The organism is Bacillus sp. ISL-39 (assembly GCF_018613295.1).
Classification (GTDB): domain Bacteria; phylum Bacillota; class Bacilli; order Bacillales; family Cytobacillaceae; genus Mesobacillus.
This window is the reverse complement of record NZ_JAGGQM010000001.1, coordinates 154130-171702: the sequence shown is the minus strand read 5'-3', so window position 1 is coordinate 171702 and position 17573 is coordinate 154130. Positions and strand designations below refer to the sequence as shown.

The 17573-nt window shown below is 40.4% G+C and carries 24 protein-coding genes and 1 pseudogene; 8 read left to right on the top strand and 17 right to left on the bottom strand.

Translation table 11 applies throughout. The features are described 5' to 3' along the window. Position 1 precedes the first annotated feature (1 nt). The 6 genes from yqeK to J7E37_RS00800 all read right to left on the bottom strand — a co-directional run bounded on the left by yqeK (position 2) and on the right by J7E37_RS00800 (position 3964). Positions 2-568, bottom strand: a complete 567-nt coding sequence (gene yqeK, locus J7E37_RS00825; protein ID WP_215021882.1) for a bis(5'-nucleosyl)-tetraphosphatase (symmetrical) YqeK — start codon at positions 566-568, stop codon at positions 2-4. Further along, complete coding sequence (locus J7E37_RS00820; RefSeq protein WP_214778165.1) at positions 558-1127, bottom strand: nicotinate-nucleotide adenylyltransferase; 570 nt, start codon at positions 1125-1127, stop codon at positions 558-560. Before J7E37_RS00820 ends, yqeK begins: the two co-directional genes overlap by 11 nt. Positions 1128-1145: 18 nt before the next feature. Continuing rightward, complete coding sequence (gene yhbY, locus J7E37_RS00815) at positions 1146-1439, bottom strand: ribosome assembly RNA-binding protein YhbY (protein WP_214778163.1); 294 nt, start codon at positions 1437-1439, stop codon at positions 1146-1148. A gap of 3 nt (positions 1440-1442) precedes the next feature. Then, a complete protein-coding gene (aroE, locus tag J7E37_RS00810; RefSeq protein ID WP_215021880.1) occupies positions 1443-2273 on the bottom strand; it encodes a shikimate dehydrogenase in 831 nt (276 codons plus the stop codon). Positions 2274-2341: 68 nt separating this feature from the next. Beyond that, complete coding sequence (yqeH, locus tag J7E37_RS00805; protein ID WP_214778158.1) at positions 2342-3445, bottom strand: ribosome biogenesis GTPase YqeH; 1104 nt, start codon at positions 3443-3445, stop codon at positions 2342-2344. A 3-nt stretch (positions 3446-3448) separates the two neighbouring features. After that, positions 3449-3964 (bottom strand): YqeG family HAD IIIA-type phosphatase, encoded by a 516-nt coding sequence (locus tag J7E37_RS00800; protein ID WP_214778156.1) that lies wholly within the window; start codon positions 3962-3964, stop codon positions 3449-3451. A 426-nt stretch (positions 3965-4390) separates the two neighbouring features. Here J7E37_RS00800 and sda point away from each other — a divergent pair, with 426 nt between their 5' ends. Then, positions 4391-4531 carry a sporulation histidine kinase inhibitor Sda gene (gene sda, locus J7E37_RS00795; RefSeq protein WP_102265137.1) on the top strand — a complete coding sequence of 47 codons (141 nt, stop codon included), beginning with the start codon at positions 4391-4393 and terminating at the stop codon, positions 4529-4531. 104 nt (positions 4532-4635) lie between these two features. On the opposite strand, the gene J7E37_RS00790 is transcribed toward sda, so the two are convergent. Beyond that, entirely contained in the window at positions 4636-5424 is a 789-nt protein-coding gene (locus J7E37_RS00790; RefSeq protein ID WP_214778154.1) for a phosphatidylserine decarboxylase, read from the bottom strand. A 188-nt stretch (positions 5425-5612) separates the two neighbouring features. On the opposite strand from J7E37_RS00790, the gene pssA reads away from it, so the two are divergent. Next, positions 5613-6152, top strand: a complete 540-nt coding sequence (pssA, locus tag J7E37_RS00785) for a CDP-diacylglycerol--serine O-phosphatidyltransferase (protein ID WP_215021878.1) — start codon at positions 5613-5615, stop codon at positions 6150-6152. Between the two features lie 127 nt (positions 6153-6279). On the opposite strand, the gene J7E37_RS00780 is transcribed toward pssA, so the two are convergent. Continuing rightward, positions 6280-8061 carry a M3 family oligoendopeptidase gene (locus J7E37_RS00780; protein ID WP_214778150.1) on the bottom strand — a complete coding sequence of 594 codons (1782 nt, stop codon included), beginning with the start codon at positions 8059-8061 and terminating at the stop codon, positions 6280-6282. Positions 8062-8628: 567 nt separating this feature from the next. Beyond that, entirely contained in the window at positions 8629-8775 is a 147-nt protein-coding gene (locus J7E37_RS00775) for a hypothetical protein (RefSeq protein WP_170029993.1), read from the bottom strand. Positions 8776-8953: 178 nt separating this feature from the next. Between J7E37_RS00775 and J7E37_RS00770 the strand changes: the two genes are divergently transcribed. Together J7E37_RS00770 and J7E37_RS00765 are read left to right on the top strand one after the other, a co-directional pair. Continuing rightward, positions 8954-9625: a response regulator transcription factor gene (locus J7E37_RS00770; RefSeq protein WP_214778146.1), complete on the top strand. Its 672-nt coding sequence runs from the start codon at positions 8954-8956 to the stop codon at positions 9623-9625. 91 nt (positions 9626-9716) lie between these two features. Beyond that, the gene (locus J7E37_RS00765) at positions 9717-10073 is read left to right on the top strand and encodes a group I truncated hemoglobin (protein WP_215021876.1); all 357 of its coding nucleotides are present in this window, start codon (positions 9717-9719) and stop codon (positions 10071-10073) included. A gap of 185 nt (positions 10074-10258) precedes the next feature. On the opposite strand, the gene J7E37_RS00760 is transcribed toward J7E37_RS00765, so the two are convergent. The 4 genes from J7E37_RS00760 to J7E37_RS00745 all read right to left on the bottom strand — a co-directional run bounded on the left by J7E37_RS00760 (position 10259) and on the right by J7E37_RS00745 (position 12794). Next, positions 10259-10819: a helical membrane plugin domain-containing protein gene (locus tag J7E37_RS00760; RefSeq protein ID WP_214778142.1), complete on the bottom strand. Its 561-nt coding sequence runs from the start codon at positions 10817-10819 to the stop codon at positions 10259-10261. A gap of 14 nt (positions 10820-10833) precedes the next feature. Beyond that, positions 10834-11970 carry an NAD(P)/FAD-dependent oxidoreductase gene (locus tag J7E37_RS00755; RefSeq protein WP_215021874.1) on the bottom strand — a complete coding sequence of 379 codons (1137 nt, stop codon included), beginning with the start codon at positions 11968-11970 and terminating at the stop codon, positions 10834-10836. Between the two features lie 62 nt (positions 11971-12032). After that, on the bottom strand, positions 12033-12272 hold the full coding sequence (locus tag J7E37_RS00750) for a sulfurtransferase TusA family protein (RefSeq protein WP_023627220.1): 240 nt from the start codon (positions 12270-12272) through the stop codon (positions 12033-12035). Between the two features lie 120 nt (positions 12273-12392). Next, entirely contained in the window at positions 12393-12794 is a 402-nt protein-coding gene (locus tag J7E37_RS00745) for a DsrE/DsrF/DrsH-like family protein (protein ID WP_041965171.1), read from the bottom strand. A gap of 269 nt (positions 12795-13063) precedes the next feature. Between J7E37_RS00745 and J7E37_RS00740 the strand changes: the two are divergent. Both J7E37_RS00740 and J7E37_RS00735 read left to right on the top strand, forming a co-directional pair. Further along, positions 13064-13261 (top strand): annotated as a pseudogene (locus J7E37_RS00740) (RNA polymerase subunit sigma-70); the annotation flags it as partial. Between the two features lie 302 nt (positions 13262-13563). Then, a complete protein-coding gene (locus J7E37_RS00735; RefSeq protein WP_215021872.1) occupies positions 13564-14070 on the top strand; it encodes a hypothetical protein in 507 nt (168 codons plus the stop codon). Here J7E37_RS00735 and J7E37_RS22195 read toward each other — a convergent pair. From J7E37_RS22195 to J7E37_RS00720, 4 genes are all read right to left on the bottom strand, one after another. Beyond that, entirely contained in the window at positions 14063-14197 is a 135-nt protein-coding gene (locus J7E37_RS22195; protein WP_285290281.1) for a hypothetical protein, read from the bottom strand. The two genes, J7E37_RS00735 and J7E37_RS22195, sit on opposite strands and share 8 nt — an antisense overlap. A gap of 62 nt (positions 14198-14259) precedes the next feature. Then, a complete protein-coding gene (locus tag J7E37_RS00730; RefSeq protein WP_215021869.1) occupies positions 14260-15090 on the bottom strand; it encodes a hypothetical protein in 831 nt (276 codons plus the stop codon). A gap of 190 nt (positions 15091-15280) precedes the next feature. Beyond that, the gene (locus J7E37_RS00725; protein ID WP_215021867.1) at positions 15281-15451 is read right to left on the bottom strand and encodes a hypothetical protein; all 171 of its coding nucleotides are present in this window, start codon (positions 15449-15451) and stop codon (positions 15281-15283) included. 14 nt (positions 15452-15465) lie between these two features. Further along, entirely contained in the window at positions 15466-16125 is a 660-nt protein-coding gene (locus J7E37_RS00720; protein ID WP_215021865.1) for a hypothetical protein, read from the bottom strand. Between the two features lie 227 nt (positions 16126-16352). Between J7E37_RS00720 and J7E37_RS00715 the strand changes: the two genes are divergently transcribed. Together J7E37_RS00715 and J7E37_RS00710 are read left to right on the top strand one after the other, a co-directional pair. Continuing rightward, positions 16353-16754, top strand: coding sequence for a helix-turn-helix domain-containing protein (locus J7E37_RS00715; protein WP_215021863.1), 402 nt, complete (start codon positions 16353-16355; stop codon positions 16752-16754). Then, entirely contained in the window at positions 16755-17543 is a 789-nt protein-coding gene (locus tag J7E37_RS00710; protein ID WP_215021861.1) for an ImmA/IrrE family metallo-endopeptidase, read from the top strand. Positions 17544-17573: the final 30 nt, after the last annotated feature.

Sequence of the window (17573 nt, the reverse complement as noted above, 5' to 3'; positions counted from 1 at the left end):
ATCAACCTCCTGAATTTTGTACGATGCTGTTATATGCATTGAATGTATCCGGAAAGACCAGCTGGTTTTTCTTCATTAAAAAATTAATTGTATTTTTCATCGATTGAACCAAGGCCATGTCCAAATCATCCTCTGCCATTTTCCTGACTTCGTCCACTCCAGGAAAATGACGGCCTGGTTCAATATAATCAGCCAGATAGATGACCTTATCAAGAAGCGTCATGCCAATCCTTCCTGATGTATGATACCGGATTGCATCAAGGATTTCCTTGTCATCGATGCCGGCTTCCTTTTCGGCTAGATACGCTCCTACTGGCGCATGCCAGAGCTCGCTGTTAAACTCGAGCAGGATTGCCGGCATTTTTTGTTCCTCGATGATCTGTCTCATTTCATCCTTTGGGCGGAATTTAGCGTAATCATGAAAAATAGCAGCCAGTTCCGCCTTCTTTAGATCTGCTCCATATTTCCCGGCAAGCTTGATGGCTGTCTCCATCACGCCAAGAGTATGCTGGTAACGATGTTCGGTTAGCTGCGGCTTCACAATCTGAAGTGCTTGTTCACGTTCCATATAAGCTATGCTCCTCTATATAAACCCTCACCGGTTCGGGCAGCAGATAGCGGATGCTCTTTCCGCCCTTTACTCTTTCTCTAATCATACTTGATGAGATATCCATTTGCGGTGTATCTGCATAAAGAATATCATAAGGTGATTCAGTGCTGTATGAAGGTCTGCTGACACCGACAAACTTGACCATTTTCACAAGTTCATCAATTTTATGCCATTTTGGCAGATATTCAACCATGTCTCCGCCAATGATAAAATGAAAATCAATTTCTTTATACATATCTTTTAATATTTTCATCGTTTCATACGTGTAAGATGGACCACTTCTCTCGAGCTCTGCTTTTTCAATCCTGAATTGCTGGTTATCACCTACAGCAAGCTCGAGCATAGCCAGCCTGTCTGATTGGCTGATAGGCTCATCCACTGTTTTATGAGGCGGCACCTGATTCGGCATGAACCAAACCTCATCCAGCCCATAGGCATGCAGCACCTCATTTGCAATCACTAAATGTCCGGTATGCGGCGGGTTGAAGGTTCCGCCTAAAATGCCAACCTTTTTCAAACAGGCACCTCCCAGTAATTATCTTGGAAGAACGATTTGCTTATTTTCTCGGGACTCTTTATATAAAACGATTGTATTACCGATTACCTGGACAAGCTCTGCTTTGGCACCGCGGGAAAGCTGTTCAGCCACAGTGTCCCTGTCCTCGTCACAGTTCTGCAGGATGCTAACCTTGATCAATTCTCTCGCTTCCAGCACATCTGTGATTTGCTTGACCATATTTTCATTTACCCCACCTTTTCCAACTTGAAAAATCGGAGTGAGATGATGGGCTTTCGATCTTAAAAAACGTTTTTGCTTACCTGTTAACATGTGTTAACCTCCTAAATTTCTTAAAACATTCATTTCCATTCTATCAACGTCAGGAAAAATCCCTGTCCATTTTTCAAAAGCAAGCGCTCCCTGGAAAACAAACATTCCTACACCATTCTGGACTTCAGCTCCCCTTTTGGAGGCTTCTTTTAAAAACTCTGTTTGCATTGGATTATAAATTATATCACTAACTATCGTATTTAGGGTTATGTTTTCAGGAGACAGCGGCAAACTTTCTGTATCTGGCACCATACCAATAGAAGTCGTCTGGACGATCAGCTGATAGTCAGCCAGTGACTTTTTGGCTTCTTCGCGGCCAAGAACATTTGTATCCACCTTGAAAGGGCAAGAAGCTGCAAGTTCCTCAGCTTTTTCAGCAGTGCGATTATACAGGTCAATTCGCTCAAACCCTGCCTGGGCCATCGAAAAGTAAATGGCCCTCGAAGCTCCGCCGGCACCAATAATCAAAGCTGATCTTGAATCAAGATCAGCAGCCATATATTCAAGCCCTTTAACAAAGCCCGGACCATCCGTATTATAGCCTACCAGAAAGCCATTTTCGTTTTTGACAGTGTTGACCGCTCCTATTGCTCTTGCCAGTGGATCCACTTTATCAAGGTGCGTCATGATTGCTGTTTTATGCGGAATGGTTACATTGAATCCGCTCACACCCAGCGCTTTCAATCCTTTCACAGCATCCTCAAGATTCCCTTTGCTTACATGAAATGGCAGATAAACAGCATCAATTCCATAAAGCCCGAATAAATCATTGTGCATGGCAGGAGACATCGAATGCGCAATAGGAGCACCGATGACACCGAACAATTTTTTCAATTCCTCTCCCGCCCTTTCTATTTAAGTTGGATTACGTAACCTCTTATTTTAGACGGCCCTTACCGGCTCTAAATAAGTGACCTTCTCAGCATAACATGAACGCCTTTAGGGACATGCGCGGCGATTTTTGCGCCTGCGTCATTGACCGTTACCCAGCCAAGTCCTGAAAAAACAACATCAGTTTTCGCTTCCTTGATCGTGAACTCATGACGGACAAGTTCAGGGAATTCATCCATCTGCTCACGGCGCGGCGGTGTCAGCAGCTCACCAGCATGGTTCTGATACAACTCATCCGCCTTTTCAAGCTTTGTCCGGTGTATGCTGATTTCATTCGGCACATAACAGGAGAAAGATCTTCTGCCGCCAGATATATAATCGAAACGGGCCAGACCGCCGAAAAACAGCGTCTGCTGTTCATTTAGCTGGTATACCTTCGGCTTGATTTCTTTTTTTGGTGTGATGAACTTCAAATCTCGCTTATCAACGTAGTGCGCCATCTGATGATGGTTGATGATACCCGGTGTATCAACAATCGCTTTTCCATCCTCAAGCGGGATTTCTATCATATCAAGAGTAGTTCCCGGAAAGTGAGAAGTCGTGATGACATCTCCTTCCCCTGTTACTTCCTTGATGATCCTGTTAATAAACGTAGATTTCCCTACATTTGTACAGCCTACAATATAGACATCCTTGCCATTGCGATATTCATCTATTACTGCAGCAGCTTCCCTGATATTATATCCTTTTGCAGCACTGACGAGGGATACATCAATCGGATTGAGTCCCAGTTCCCTGGACTCTTTCTTCATCCAGTCAATCAATTTTCGCTGCTTGACCGATTTAGGAACAAGATCGGCCTTATTGCCAATCAATAATACCGGGTTTTTTCCGGCAAAACGCTGGATTCCTGGCAGCCAGCTCCCATTGAAGTCGAAAATATCAACAATCTTGACAATCAGGGCATCCCTGCTGCCCAGTTCATTCAATATTTTTAGGAAGTCGTCATCCGTCAGGCTAACATCCTGGATTTCATTATAATTTTTCAAGCGGAAGCATCTCTGGCAGACGACAACCTCTTTTTCCAATGAAGAGGCTGGGGCATATCCCAATTCCTCTGGCTTCTCCGTCTGGATTTTTATACCACAACCTGTACAGTTAAATTGCTCACTCAAATCTTAGTCCTCCCAATTAAGCTTTCCTTGTTTCCTGAACCAATTTAAAATTCTTCTTTCTACTTTCCTGTTGAACCTGGTCACAAACCCATCCGTCTGTGCAACTGGAACAACGAGAATCGTATGGAAGCCGCTTTTGTTACCGCCTAGTACATCGGTTAAAAGCTGGTCACCAATTACGACTGTTTCTTCCTTTTTAATTCCCATTTCCTTCAAAGCTTTATTGAAAGCTCGTCCCATCGGCTTTTTCGCCTGAAATATAAATGGTATTTTAAGTGGATCGGAAAATGCTTTTACTCTTTTTTCATTATTGTTTGAAACGATCGTTACGAGTATTTCATGTTTCCTCATATTATCAAACCACTCGATAAGCTTTGGAGTCGCACTTGGGCGGTCCCATTCAACGAGTGTATTGTCGAGATCTGTTATGATGCCCTTTACGCCCTTTTCCTTTAAGCTCTCAGGCTGGATTTCAAATATACTTTTCACATGCTGGTCCGGCAAAAAATGCTTTAGCAATTTCATTACACCTCATTAAATAAATTCCTATCATACCGTTAACATCATACCCAATTTTATCCTCGTATTCAAAACAAACATATAAATAGATAAGAAATAAAGAATTTAACCCGCTAAAGATCGTCAAAAATACTATCAATTCGCCTGTATTCGAAATTTTTAAAAAAAATCTCAAAAAACTTTTCGACAAAATCCAGCCATTTCCAGTCCTGTGGATAACCTTATACACAAAATACACATTGATTCTATTAATAATTTCCCATTTATAAACAAATTAATCACAGGTTATCCACCGCCGTTTGTGGATAATTAGAACAGTTGTTCTCTAAGTTTCATTCTGATAGAGTAAGGGTAGAACAAAACAACTTACAATTATATGCAATTAGCATCTGTTTTAGAAGATCCTTTTGGGGGTGAATGACTGGAATGCGTAAACTGTCGGACGAGCTGTTGATCGAGTCATATTTTAAAGCAAGAGAGTTGAATTTAAGCTACGAGTTTATTCGTTTGATTGAAACCGAAATACATCGGCGTTCATTATCTAACCGAATTAAAGCCTCATCCTGACAGCCCCTAAAAGGGCTTTTTTTTTGCTATTTTTCAGACAGCCTTATTCATTAACATTATAAAAATGGCTAAAGGCACAGATTCATTCTGTGCCCCCTCGCCTTTTAGACTTGTCCATTTAATGTGCCGATCTTCTCGCCATACTTAATATGATAGGGAGGAGTGATTTCCGGCAGCAGGTCAATAGAATTTTTCTCGAACAATAAGACTACAGTTGAGCCAAAGGTGAAGTATGCCATTTGCTCACCTTTTTCCAGCTTCTGGCCGTCGTGGGTTGTTTCAATCGAATTGACGAACATGGCCCCTACTTTGATTACAGCTGCCATCCCCGCTTCATGTTTGATTTCAGTAATCTTCCGATAGTTTTTAGACAATGGGTAGTTTCCATATTTCAATCCCATTTTGTTAACTGGATGCGACTTCTTTCCCAAAGTCCACTGATTAACGACCTCACCAGTCACCGGGCTATGAATTTGATGGTAGTGGCTTGGGCTCAAGTAAAAAATCATATAAGTCCCCTGCTCATACCTCGCCATCGCTTCATCATTACCGAGCATTTCGGATATAGAATAAACCTTCCCTTTTACCATGATCGTATGATCAGCTTCAATTTGGCCCACTTCTTCGATTACCGAATCTACTGGACTAACTACTGAATGAGGCTCCTGATCTATCTCCCTAGCGCCCTCTTTCAGGTTCCGGATGAAAAATTGATGGAGACTTTCATACTCCCCAATCGGCCTTTCCATTTCCTCCTGGTTGATTTTATACGTCTTAGCAAAGGAAGGAATAATCCTTTTGCTGCTTTTGGATTTTGCGAATTTATGCAGAATGGCTGAAGTCCACTTCCCATTTGTCAATTCGATGAGCAGACGATATATAGATTGGAACAATGCGATTACCTCCGATTATTATCTATGCGTGCACCGAATAGATTGTTTGTTTTGCTTTAATTAATCAAAATTTCCGAAAAGTATCAAAAAGAAATCTTTACGAAAAAGCATAATCAGCTTAGAATTATATATTATTATATAATAACCCAATGTGCCAGTTCCCTTTTCTGATTTCGAGGAGTGAAAATATGTTTCTGCATGATGTACTTGACAATACTGTCAAGAAAGTAAAATCCCAGACAGCCAATCTACTGACATTGGCAAATCTTTCTTTAGGCGGATTCGCGATCATCTTTGCCATCAACGGCAATCTGAATTTAAGTCTTTTACTGATTTTTATAGCAGCTCTGGCTGATCGTTTTGATGGCATGGTTGCAAGAAAGCTCAATATCGAATCCGATCTTGGAAAACAGTTAGATTCCATGAGTGATATTATATCATTCGGGGTCGCGCCTGCACTATTAATCTATCAGGGAATTTTATCCGATTTTGGTGCTCCCGGGGCCTTCTTCATCGTTTTCTACATAGGCTGCGGGGCCTTCCGCCTGGCACGATTCAATATCACCGAGAATACCGGGTATTTCACAGGATTGCCGATTACAGCAGCAGGAGTACTGGCAACACTGAGCTTCCTGGCCTTCCCCCTCCTTCCACCACAGACATTCCTGTTCACTATGATGACCCTCAGCCTGCTGATGGTCAGTCCCTTCAAGCTGAAAAAAGTATAAAAACCCAGCCTGATAACGGCTGGGTTTTCGTATGTTTTTTATGGCTATAGAAGCCTGTGTAACCAAATTCCCTCTTTTTAGGGGGACATTACTGCTGCCAATTTGGGAACCGCTTTAGCAAAGCTATTTACTCCTCAGTCAAAGCCATAAATTCCTCGACATCCTCTACACACATACGGACAGCTTTTTCCCAGAAATCCTTTTTCGTAAGATCGACGTTCAAGTGCTTTTGAGCAAGGTCCTCGACTGTCATAGAAGCAGAGTCCTTCAACAAAGCAATATATTTCTCCTCATACCCCTTACCTTCTTCCTGGGCCAATGCATAAATCCCAAGAGAGAATAAGTAACCGAATGTATACGGGAAGTTATAAAAAGGTACTCCAGTGATAAAGAAGTGCAGCTTTGAAGCCCAGAATAATGGGTGATACTGATCCAGCGCGCCGCCGTATGCTTCTGTCTGTGCATTTTCCATCAGTTCGCCCAGTCTTTCTGCAGTGACGACTCCTTGCTTGCGTTCTTCATAGAATTTTGTCTCAAACAGGAACCTCGAATGAATATTCATCAAAAGCGCAACAGAACGCTGGATTTTATCCTCCAACAGACCAAGTTTTTCTTCTTTTGTTTTTGCGTTTTTGACAGATGCATCAGAAACAATCATTTCAGCAAAAGTCGATGCAGTTTCGGCAACATTCATCGCATAATTACGATTCAGTAAATGTAAATCCCTCATCGCATAAGTGTGGAAACCATGTCCAAGCTCGTGCGCAAGTGTAGAAACATTGGATGGTGTTCCTGAGTAAGTCATGAAAATCCGGGATTGGCTGCTCTCAGGGAAGAAGGTATGGAATCCGCCTGGAGCCTTCCCAGGGCGATCCTCCGCCTCAATCCAGTTGTTTTCAAATGCCATCTTCGCAAAGTCTGCCTTGTCCTTGCCAAATTGCTCAAAATTCTCGATGATAAAATCTGCGCCTTCCTGATAGGACATTTTCGTCTCGGTACTGCCAATCGGTGCATCTAAATCGTACCAGCTCAACTTTTCAAGTCCAAGAAGCTTTGCCTTCCGATCGAGGAACTGAACAAATGGCTCCTTATTGTCGGAAATGACCTCCCACATGGCATTAAGTGTTTCTTTTTTCATCCGGTTAATATCAAGCGGCTCTTTCAATACATCTTCCCAGCCGCGGAGTTTATAGACATTCAAACGAAAGCCCGCAAGATGGTTAAGAGTTTTTGCGAAGGCCTCCTCATTCTCTCCCCAGGCTTTTTCCCATTGAGCAAAAATCTCCTTACGGACAGAGCGGTCAGCATCGGAGAGCTTATTGGCTGCCTGGCCGACAGATAAACTTTCTTCTTTATAATTGATTTTCGTATTGCCAACAAGAAGGTCATACATCTGGCCCCAGCTATGGTAGCCGTCTACACTCAAGGCATTGATTGCTGATTCTTCTTTTTCGGAAAGTTTTTCCGCAGCACGCTCGCGTCGCTCTGACAGTACAAAACGCAGCTCATGCAACAATCCTTCCTGGACAAGCTCCTCCCAAACACTTTCCGAAAAGCTGGATAGCTTCTGGTCAAAGATTGTCAGCGCCGTTTGCAATGACGCACTTAGTTCTGTGACTGCCGATTTTAATTGTCCGGCTTTTTTATCACCAGTATTCTGAGCATGCAAACAGCTTACAAAAGCCCCTGCCTGCCTTACCTTCCTGGCTGCTCCATCAAACATTTCTACAAGACTTGCCAGCCTTTTCCCCTCGCTTTTCTTGTCTGCTGGCTGCCAGCTCTCAACTTCCTTCTTGAAACTTGCGATTTCCTTACCTGCAGACTTAAGGTGCTCAGCGAATACGGGTGAATCACTTCCCCCTTCAAAAAACACGTCTAAGTCCCAAACTTCAGAGTATGTATTGGACATTGAATAGTACCCCCTTTTTTTCTATTATATTATTATAATGTTATTTTTCTAAAATTTCTATTTTTTCAAATGTTTTTCTGGATATGATTCTGCAGGATGATGCAGAAAATGTTTTTACCCTTAAAAATTTTATTATTCGTAAGGGAATAATGTAAGCAGGAATCAAAATAATAGGCTGTTTTCGTAAAGAGTGTTGTTAACATCCTAAAGCCGATTTTAACGTGATAAAAAGCCATTTTGCAGTGCGGAATTAAGTGTCAAGCTCTTTTCTCATGATAAACTTTATTTTTGTGAAGAAGCATAGGTCATTCAATCCTATTTTGTAGTTTGAGAAAAGAGCCAAAGAACAACAAGCGCAAGCGCCTCGTTAAGCCCCGACAAGCGCTGGAGGGCCTGACAGTGAAGTCGTTCTTTGACTTCATTGGCAGGACCGAAACGACTCGAGGGGCTAGGCGCTGGAGCTGGATTAATAAAACTTCAGAGAGTTATCCACAACTCAATAACTTTTATAAATTCCTTAACCATAATAAAGGTTTACCCTTGATTGCAGGATAAACCTTCTGCCTTCTATCCGTAGAAGTACCACCAGCCGCCAAAGATCAGGACTATGACCAGCAGGATGATGAACAGTGCAAACCATACACCACTTCCGCCGTAATATCCCGGATAACCTCCATAAGGTGCACCGTATGGTGGATAATAACCGTAAGGCATACTTTCACACTCCTTTTCTATATCCTATTATTACTTTATGGGATTCTGTCCATTTTGGTTTGGGCTTTTGGCGAACCTTTTCAAAAATGTTATGTAAAACTCGTTATACGTGCACAGTTTTTCCAAACTTTTAAGGTAGGATGAACTTAACAATTACATTTTCAAGGAGTTTTTTTATATGGCTACGATTTTGTTAGTAGATGATGAAACGCGAATGGTTGATTTGCTTGCGCTGTATTTAACACCATTAGGATATAAATGCATAAAAAAAACTTCAGGCAGTGAAGCCATCAGCTTTCTCGAGAACGACAACGCTGATCTCGTTTTGCTTGATGTCATGATGCCTGAGATGGATGGCTGGGAGACATGCAATGAAATTCGCAAACATTGGGATATCCCCGTCATCATGCTTACTGCAAGGAGTGAGAAGCCTGACATTGTCCGAGGCTTGAAAATTGGAGCTGATGATTATATCACCAAACCGTTCGATGAAGGTGAATTAGTTGCAAGAATTGAGGCAGTGCTGCGGAGGCAAACTGCCCAAAGTCCCCTTCTCTCTTTCAATGGTTTAAAACTTAATATAGATTCCTATGATGTGCAGTTCAACGGGACTTTGATTCCGCTTACCCCTAAGGAATTTGCCCTGCTAAGCCTTTTCCTGCAAAACGTCAACAAGGTCTTTACAAGGGAACACTTAATTTCCACTATATGGGGATATGGAGTTGATACAGAAGACCGTACGATCGATTCACATGTAAGGAACCTTAGAGATAAACTTCGCAAATCTGGTTTTGCTGCGGACAATCATCTATCTACCGTTTGGGGTGTAGGTTATAAGTGGGTTGATTGATTAAACTTTTTGCCATAAATAGTTTCAGTCATAACCCTTTGGATAAAGAGAGATAATAGTGACGTTAACTTTTAGGCAGGGGGATGATAGAATGGAGACTTTATATGATCGCCTGGGCGGACAGGAAGCCATTTCAAAAGTAGTAGATGTATTTTATGAAAAAATACTGGCTGATCAAACAGTCAATAAGTTTTTCGAGGAAACAGACATGGAAAAACAGCGCCGACACCAATCATTGTTCATAAGCTGGGCATTAGGCGGGCCTAACCAATATTCCGGAAGAAGCATGGAGCTTGCGCATAAAGGCATGAATCTTAATGATGAGCATTTTGGAGCGATCGCCAATCATCTTGCTGCTAGCCTAAGGGAATTCAATGTACCGGAAGAAGACATCAACGAAGTACTGGAGAAACTGACAGGCATGAAGAACGAAATTCTTTATAAATAATGAAGAAAAGGAGAGGAAAATCCCCTCTCCTTTTCTATTTACGCTGTTTTCGTAAACTATGTTGCTTTTAGATCCAATTGACGCATATTCGATTCGGAAGCATCTCCGAGAAGAGCCCGAAACCTCTAAGAATGCGGAAAACTGTATGTGTTCGTAAAGCAACAATCAGTTGCGAAAAACAGCCTTTATTTATTTAATTGTTTAGGCAGGTTTTGCAGGAAGGAGATCATCAATGTCATGCCTTCCCTTGTTTCTTTCTGGGTGACCGCCTTCATAAGCTGCATGGATGACAATGGCTCTTTATCCTTTGTTTCCTCTTGAGCATGATGAAAAGCAGTTAGCATTCCATCTACAAGGTCAATGGCACCAAGCTGGACGAAGGAATCTGCAAGTTCTACACCTTTGATTGCCTTCTCAGCCATATCTGTCACCATCGGGCCAGTCATGGCACCCTTCATGGCAGCTGCCATATCCGCAAGCTGCATCAAGGATTTCAAGACACCTGTTTCTTCCATGCGTTTTACTTCCATTAAAGTACGCTCAAGGTTCTCAGCCACCTCAGGAAGGGCCTTTAATAAGGAAAGCGTTTCAGGCTGAAGCAGATCGTCGGCCATCTCGACCATCTTTACCCCTGTTTCGGCAATCGTCGAGACCATTTCACCGGTTACTGCATTCATGGCAGCATCGGTGAAGCTGACAAGTTTATGTTGGTCTTTTTGTTGAGCTTGAGGTGTTTCTGTAGCCATCTCAACCACCCCTTCTATAAAATCCCTTTGGCATTTAACCAGTAAAGCTCATTGTATACAGCTTTGAACCAGTGCAGCAGGTCGGAAGTTTCTGCAGGCTGCGGTGGATTATTGTAATCGAATGTAATCATGCTTGCATCTTCAAGGCTGTTTTCAAGGAAGCACGCGACCTTTCCATTGTACACAGCAGTTTCAGGACGGCCTGTCAATCTGCTGAGGATGTTCGCAACCAGCGATTCAGACTGGTAGTGTGCCGTCGAACCAGCTTTGCTGATTGGAAGATTTGTAGCATCACCAATTACATATACATCATCCCGGCCAATCATCTTCAATGTTGTACGGTTTGTCGGAATGAAGCCTGATTCATCGCCGATGCCGGAATCAATCACAGCTTTAGCGCCTGTATGGGCTGGAATAGTTATAAGCATGTCATATTCATGTTCTGAACCATCCATTGTGATGGCCACTTTGCGCTTTGGATCCACTTCTTCCAGGTTGAAGAATGTTTCGTACTTGATATCGCGTTTCTCAAACTGTGGCAAGCCCCACTCAGCAACAGGAACAAGTGAATGGATACGGCCGATTGGATAAGCGTATTTTATTTCAATATCCTTGCGTCTTCCATTCTTGCGGTAATAGTCATCCAGCATCAATGCAAGCTCAAGCGGAGCAGCAGGACATTTATGCGGCACATCAATCGTGATCAGAATTTTTCCTTTTTCCATGGCTGCAAGATCCTCGCGCAGGCGTTCAGCACCTTCAAGCGTATAGAAGTTATGCGCTCCTTCTCTTAAGCCAGGTACACTGTCGAAATCAGGATGTGATCCTGTTGCGATGACAAGGTAGTCATACTGATACTGCTTCTTGCCTTTGACCGTCTTCTTTTCAACATCAATTTTTTCAACATCATCATATACCAGGTTCACATGACGATGAACGAGTGTTTCCTGCTTTCTGATGAAATGCTCGGATGGCTTCTCATTGAAAGCGATGAATAAGTATCCTGGCTGGTAGATATGCTTTTCTGTATTGGAAATCAACGTGACTTCGACTTCACGCTTCTTGATTTCTTCCCCAAGCTGGCGGGCTAGTCTGTTTGCGACCATAGTACCCGCGCTGCCGGCTCCAAGAACGACGATTTTCTTTGTCATTTGGTCCACACCTCTTTATCGGATTCTTTGATGAAGGCTCTTACTGTTTAAACAGCAATCACTTACTTTACCTTTTTAACCGCGATCTTGAATTCATCGCCTTCATTTTCGAGGTAGGCAATTTCGTGGCCCATTTTGTTTACCCATTCAGGAATATCGACTGCTGAACCTTTATCTGTTGAAAGAACTTCTACAACATCGCCAACTTGTGCTGTCTTGATTCCTTTTACCAATTCCATTAACGGACCTGGGCAATATGCCCCTCTTGCATCGATTGATTTAGTTACTTGTACTTCACTCATGATTTTTTCCTCCTGTATAGTTAAGTTTTATGTTAAAATTAGAAAAGATTTTTTATTTTTGCATGAAGGGGAAAAGGTTGAAAGGCCTGCACGCCATCCACTTTTTCCTGCTTCTGCAGCTTACATTGTAATAACTGTTGCTCCCTGAGTCATTCCAAGGAATTTCGTAACCCCGATTACTCCATCAAATACATCAATCATGTCTTCTTCTTGCCAATCCATGATGTCCATCGCTAATGCGCAGCCGTAAATATTAAGTTCTCCCATATCTTTTCCTTCCTGTAAAAGTGAATCAAATAATGGGATCTTTTTAGCCAGCATTTCCTTGCCAATAGTTCCAGTGATAAAATCAGTAGTTTCAAAGCTGTCTTTGCGGAAAGATTTTAATGCGTTCATCGTGACGAAGACATTCACAGTCATCCCTGACATTGATGCGACTGATCCGACCAATGCACCAGCATGCAGCTTCTCAAGATCTTCTGATAATAAAATAACGGCTAAAGATGGAGCTTGTTGTTCCATAATTTATTTCCTCCTAATAAATTCGAATGATTTACCTTACACTTGAATTATACCTATACCCCTATGTCTATGTCTGTTTCTTTTATGTGAACTTTCTTAGTCTAAAAAGTGACAAAAGAAGGTGTTCATAGAATTATCTCTTGCTTCTTCAAAATATTTTTCTGGCTTAAATTTCCAATATAAAATATTTATGCGGACAGACACAATCGTCCCCCTTCAGACATAGGAATTTATTATAGGCGAAAGCCTAAAAATGCGGGGGTGGAAACATGTCGGGCATACTAGCAGCACTCGGGTACTTAGTTAAAGAAGTGATCCTTCTTGTTTCGTATGTTAAAAACAATGCATTTCCTCAACCGTTATCTGCAGCTGATGAGCGAAAGTACTTAAGGTTGATGGCTAATGGCGATCCACACGCAAGAAATATGCTGATTGAGCACAATCTGAGGCTTGTCGCACATATCGTGAACACAATATGAACATAAAGCAATGTATAAAAAACCCCATTACATATAGGGTTAGAGCAAACTTTACTTTAAGAAAATCCGGGAGATTTAATAAAATAATAATTGATAACGATAACTTTCATACTTTAGATATTTTGTTTAGATAAATTGGACAAGCTATTATATATTAGAAATAATTTGAATAGTAAATTCACCGAAAGGCATGGATAAACTCCGTGCTTTTTATTTGGAGGCTATCTTACATAAAACCCCAAATAAAGGGAAAACTAATAACCACCGAGTCTAGTATTGGGGGCTGCAATGTGTTTAACAAGAAATCAGATATTTTATCACTTTGTACGTTGTTTCTTCCTTGGTTATCCGCACCTTTTTTGGGGAAACAAGTATTTAAACGTTTTACTTCAGTAGCAATTTTCACAAATATCTTATGGAGTATTATCAGTGTTGTTGCTAATAAAAAGAAATGGTGGAAGGCAAATCCTTTTATCCTTAAAAATGTACCTATTGACATTCCATTTGTAGCTGGTATATATTTCGTTACGACCCTATGGGTGTTTAAACTAACATACGGGAACTTCAAAAAATACTTTACTTTAAACGCGATTATAGATTTAATATTAGCATTCCCAATTGTGAAATTTTACGAAAAGATGGGTGCTTATAAATTAAGGAAAATGCCTCCCATTATATTTTATCTCCTTGTGGTGTCTTTAGCTGTAATCATTTATGGCTATCAATATAGCTTGGAAAAGTTGATCAAAAAATTTTCGACAAAAGGTTGTTTCAATGATCAAAAAGCCACTAACTAGCATTAGTGGCTTTTTGTATTGCTTTCTCGACAAGGAAGGCAACGATCTTCTGTTGTACCTGTCTCACTTTCTCCTCATCGATTTCGTCATTGCTTGGGTGATAGACGAATTCTAGTTGCTTTGCCAATCTATATCACCTCATGACAATGTATGAGGTGATATGGTTGTCCTATGACGAGCTAAGGTGAATTATTCTTTATCCAACCCTAAGAAAAACTCAACAAAATCCCGACCAAACTTTGACATCTCGAAGTTCTCCTTGGACTTTAATTTCGGCTCTTTTAACTTAGGGAGTGATCCTTTAAATCTAGGATTTGTCAGTTTGTCTAGGTAAGAATGTAATTCCTTGAATTTCTTCACAATCTCATCAAGGTCATCTTTAATATTCAAATCAGTTTTTGTTGTCAGCAATCCAATTCGAAGTAAATTCCTTCTTACTGATTCATATTGCTCGTAGCTAATTCCATGCCTTTCCATTACATCATGAAACGTTTCACGGGCTTCTTGATCAAATATAAACCGAGAGGAGTACATAAGCCTTAAAACGGAGATATCGACCATTCTGAGCTCTTTAAGCACATCATAATATGTGAGGATGAAATCATCTGATACCTGTTCATGTTCTGTGATATTAACAAACCCATTTACCATATATTGAATTTTTTCTTCTTGTTGTTCGTCAATAACGTAATCCATTACATAATTAAACAGTTGATCAATTTTTTCTTTCTGTTGAATCGTTTTATGCTCTAAATTAACCCTAATTTCTTCGATTTTCGAATGCAATTCGTCGGTGAAAGTTCTTATGTTCCTTTCGAAACGAGCACGTTTATATCCCTGCACTGCTCCTGACACCCCGGGAATAAGCGAACTTGCTGTATCAACAAGCATATCGCCTACTATGCTTGTTATGGTTTCTTTCGCAATGTCTGCTGCCGTATCACTACCAACGGTTAAGACTGTTTCAAGCGCAAGTCCTTTGCCAGTTTCAGTTAAATCCTTTCTTTTTTCACGATTCAAAGCACTCTCTCCTCTAGATTTTGTTAATTGCAATGCCAAAAGGGAGCAATCTAGCTCCCCATGGATTTATTTTACCATCCAAAACGTATTGTTTCTTGCCGATTTGTTTGATAAGATACTTTTAGTTTACATTTTACATGTCGTTAGTTTCTGCAAAAAACTAACATTCAAGGTAGGGCTTTTATAAGTCCTACTTTTCTTTTCGTACGCCTTTAAAAGGCTTTGGACTACTTGTTTTCTGGTCCATAAATCTTCCGGTATCTGCATCTCTTTTAACCCAGTTCCCGTTTGGACCTTTAAATTGTGATCTTTCTTTTACTGCGCCAATACGACCTTTACCTGTTTCTCCATTCTTAGCCACTAATGAGTCCCCCTTTATTGATAAATATAACGGATAGTAAAGTCAGGATCGATTTGATATCCAAAGTTTACGGCAAATCGATTGCTGTTTTGCAAATGCGCCACTTGTTCAGCAATTTCTCTTTTTTGCTCATCAATGCCTTTAGTTTCATTTTGATCGATTTGTGCTCCAATTGGAGTTAACACTGTCACTTGAACTCGTCCACCACTTGTGTTTAACTCTAACCCATCAAACGGAAGTGTGATTTTGTAATCAAATGCTTTTGGATTTCCTTTAACCGGATACAATTTGTGCTCATAAGATAAATGGTACGTGTTCGGTGCATCTGGAATTGGAGTAAGCGTTGATTTCTTTAACACTGTGCGCAATAATAGCTTCGCTGCATCCATTTTCACTTCTTCAAGATTTCCTGCTTCAGCTTGTTGTTGAACATCTTCTGTACCTTTTAAAACATTTTCTGCTAGTGTCGGTAACATTGTAATACCTGTTGCATCAAACATTGCTAATACTTCTGGTGGAACGGAAACCCCGGCTGGAACATACCATGACCATTCAGTTGGAAGCGGTTCAGTTGTAACAAGTAATGTTTCAACTCGTGCGATATCGTATTTGCCTCCGTTATAACGAGACGTTCCAGTAATTGATACGGTTAAATCTTGTAATTGAATTTTCATTTAAAAATTCCCCCTAAAAATTTTATAATCACATGACTTGTCCGACGAGCAGCAATTTTTATCTGTTTTTACGTTTTCAACATCATCCCATTTCATAAATTACGCTGTCACCGTAATTTTTATTCTAAAATAAATATAAAACGCAGAAAAATATAAGTCAATACATTTTTACGTCTTGAACGTAAAAAATAAAATATGTTACACTGAGAGCGTAGGAGGAATCACTTATGAAACTTGGAGAACGTTTTAAATCACTAAGAAAATCAGCAGGATTAACACTTGCGCAACTAAAAGATGCTACAGGACTTTCTGTGTCTTATTTATCAGATCTTGAACGTGGAAGAACAAATCCTTCGGTGAAAACACTTAACAAGCTTGCCAGCATCTATAAAATTTCTGTTTCTTCTTTAACCGAAGGGGTTGAAGGATACGGAGTTAATAACGATGAAGAGTTAATTCCTGAAAGTTTACTTGCACTAAAAGACGATACGGATATCGGAAAACACATTACGGATGAAGATCTTTATTCTCTTAACAGAATTTCATTAAGAGGTAAACAACCTCAAACAGCATTGGAATGGAAGGAGATCTACTTGTATTTAAAAAGAATGCTGCCAGGAGATGAGTAAATGGATATTCCTCGGAATTTGAGAGAGCGTATGGAACAACTGGTACAGAATACATTAAAAGATTTCAATATAATAGGATTCACAACACCTGAAGATGTAGCACAGAGATTGGGTTTGACCATTCACAACGGAAAACTTCAACAAGTTGATGGGGCATTCGATGAAGAAACAAAAGTCATTTTAATAAATGACAATGTAAGACTTGATCAAAGAAGACGCTTCACATTATTTCACGAAATTTGCCATTACCTACTTCGCAACGATGATGAATTCTTTTCTGACTTAAACGACTTATATGAAGATGATGAAGAATTTAGAAAGGTTGAAGAAAGACTTTGTGATATGGGTGCAATAGAATTCGCTGCTCCAAAAGAAGAGGTCCAAGCATTAATTAATGAAAACGGCTTTTCTATTCATTTATTGTTCGAACTTGAAGAAAAATTTCACTTGTCCAAGCAAAGCGCAATGTGGCGGTTAGCAGAATGTGCTCCTCATTCTTGTATCCTGGCTATTTGCCGAGCTGATTTTGATATTTTTCCTCTATTAAAATTAGTACCAAAAGAAATAAAAATTGAGAATGCTTGGAATTCTGAATGGACGCCATATAAATTGAGAAAAGAAACGTCAATCCCTAAAGATCACCCTATTTGGACGACATCAGATTCTTTTGACGAATACTTTTCTTTCGAAGATACTTATATTCAATATTATTCAGGAAGTCAGATGGAAGCAAATGTAGAAGGTGTATGGATAAATGGTCGAGCTTATATCGTTTTTGATTTAATATAAAAATAAAAAACAAGCAAATTTGCAGATTAT

Bases quoted from the DNA above. Each gene is read 5' to 3' on its own strand.
- yhbY (WP_214778163.1), bottom strand. From the start codon at position 1,439: ATGTTAACAGGTAAGCAAAAACGTTTTTTAAGATCGAAAGCCCATCAT.
- J7E37_RS00745 (WP_041965171.1), bottom strand. From the start codon at position 12,794: ATGGAACAACAAGCTCCATCTTTAGCCGTTATTTTATTATCAGAAGAT.
- J7E37_RS00775 (WP_170029993.1), bottom strand. From the start codon at position 8,775: ATGCCTTACGGTTATTATCCACCATACGGTGCACCTTATGGAGGTTAT.
- J7E37_RS00770 (WP_214778146.1), top strand. From the start codon at position 8,954: ATGGCTACGATTTTGTTAGTAGATGATGAAACGCGAATGGTTGATTTG.
- pssA (WP_215021878.1), top strand. From the start codon at position 5,613: ATGTTTCTGCATGATGTACTTGACAATACTGTCAAGAAAGTAAAATCC.
- J7E37_RS00715 (WP_215021863.1), top strand. From the start codon at position 16,353: ATGAAACTTGGAGAACGTTTTAAATCACTAAGAAAATCAGCAGGATTA.
- J7E37_RS00765 (WP_215021876.1), top strand. From the start codon at position 9,717: ATGGAGACTTTATATGATCGCCTGGGCGGACAGGAAGCCATTTCAAAA.
- J7E37_RS00780 (WP_214778150.1), bottom strand. From the start codon at position 8,061: ATGTCCAATACATACTCTGAAGTTTGGGACTTAGACGTGTTTTTTGAA.
- J7E37_RS00760 (WP_214778142.1), bottom strand. From the start codon at position 10,819: ATGGCTACAGAAACACCTCAAGCTCAACAAAAAGACCAACATAAACTT.
- sda (WP_102265137.1), top strand. From the start codon at position 4,391: ATGCGTAAACTGTCGGACGAGCTGTTGATCGAGTCATATTTTAAAGCA.
- J7E37_RS00750 (WP_023627220.1), bottom strand. From the start codon at position 12,272: ATGAGTGAAGTACAAGTAACTAAATCAATCGATGCAAGAGGGGCATAT.
- J7E37_RS00720 (WP_215021865.1), bottom strand. From the start codon at position 16,125: ATGAAAATTCAATTACAAGATTTAACCGTATCAATTACTGGAACGTCT.
- J7E37_RS00755 (WP_215021874.1), bottom strand. From the start codon at position 11,970: ATGACAAAGAAAATCGTCGTTCTTGGAGCCGGCAGCGCGGGTACTATG.
- yqeK (WP_215021882.1), bottom strand. From the start codon at position 568: ATGGAACGTGAACAAGCACTTCAGATTGTGAAGCCGCAGCTAACCGAA.
- J7E37_RS00710 (WP_215021861.1), top strand. From the start codon at position 16,755: ATGGATATTCCTCGGAATTTGAGAGAGCGTATGGAACAACTGGTACAG.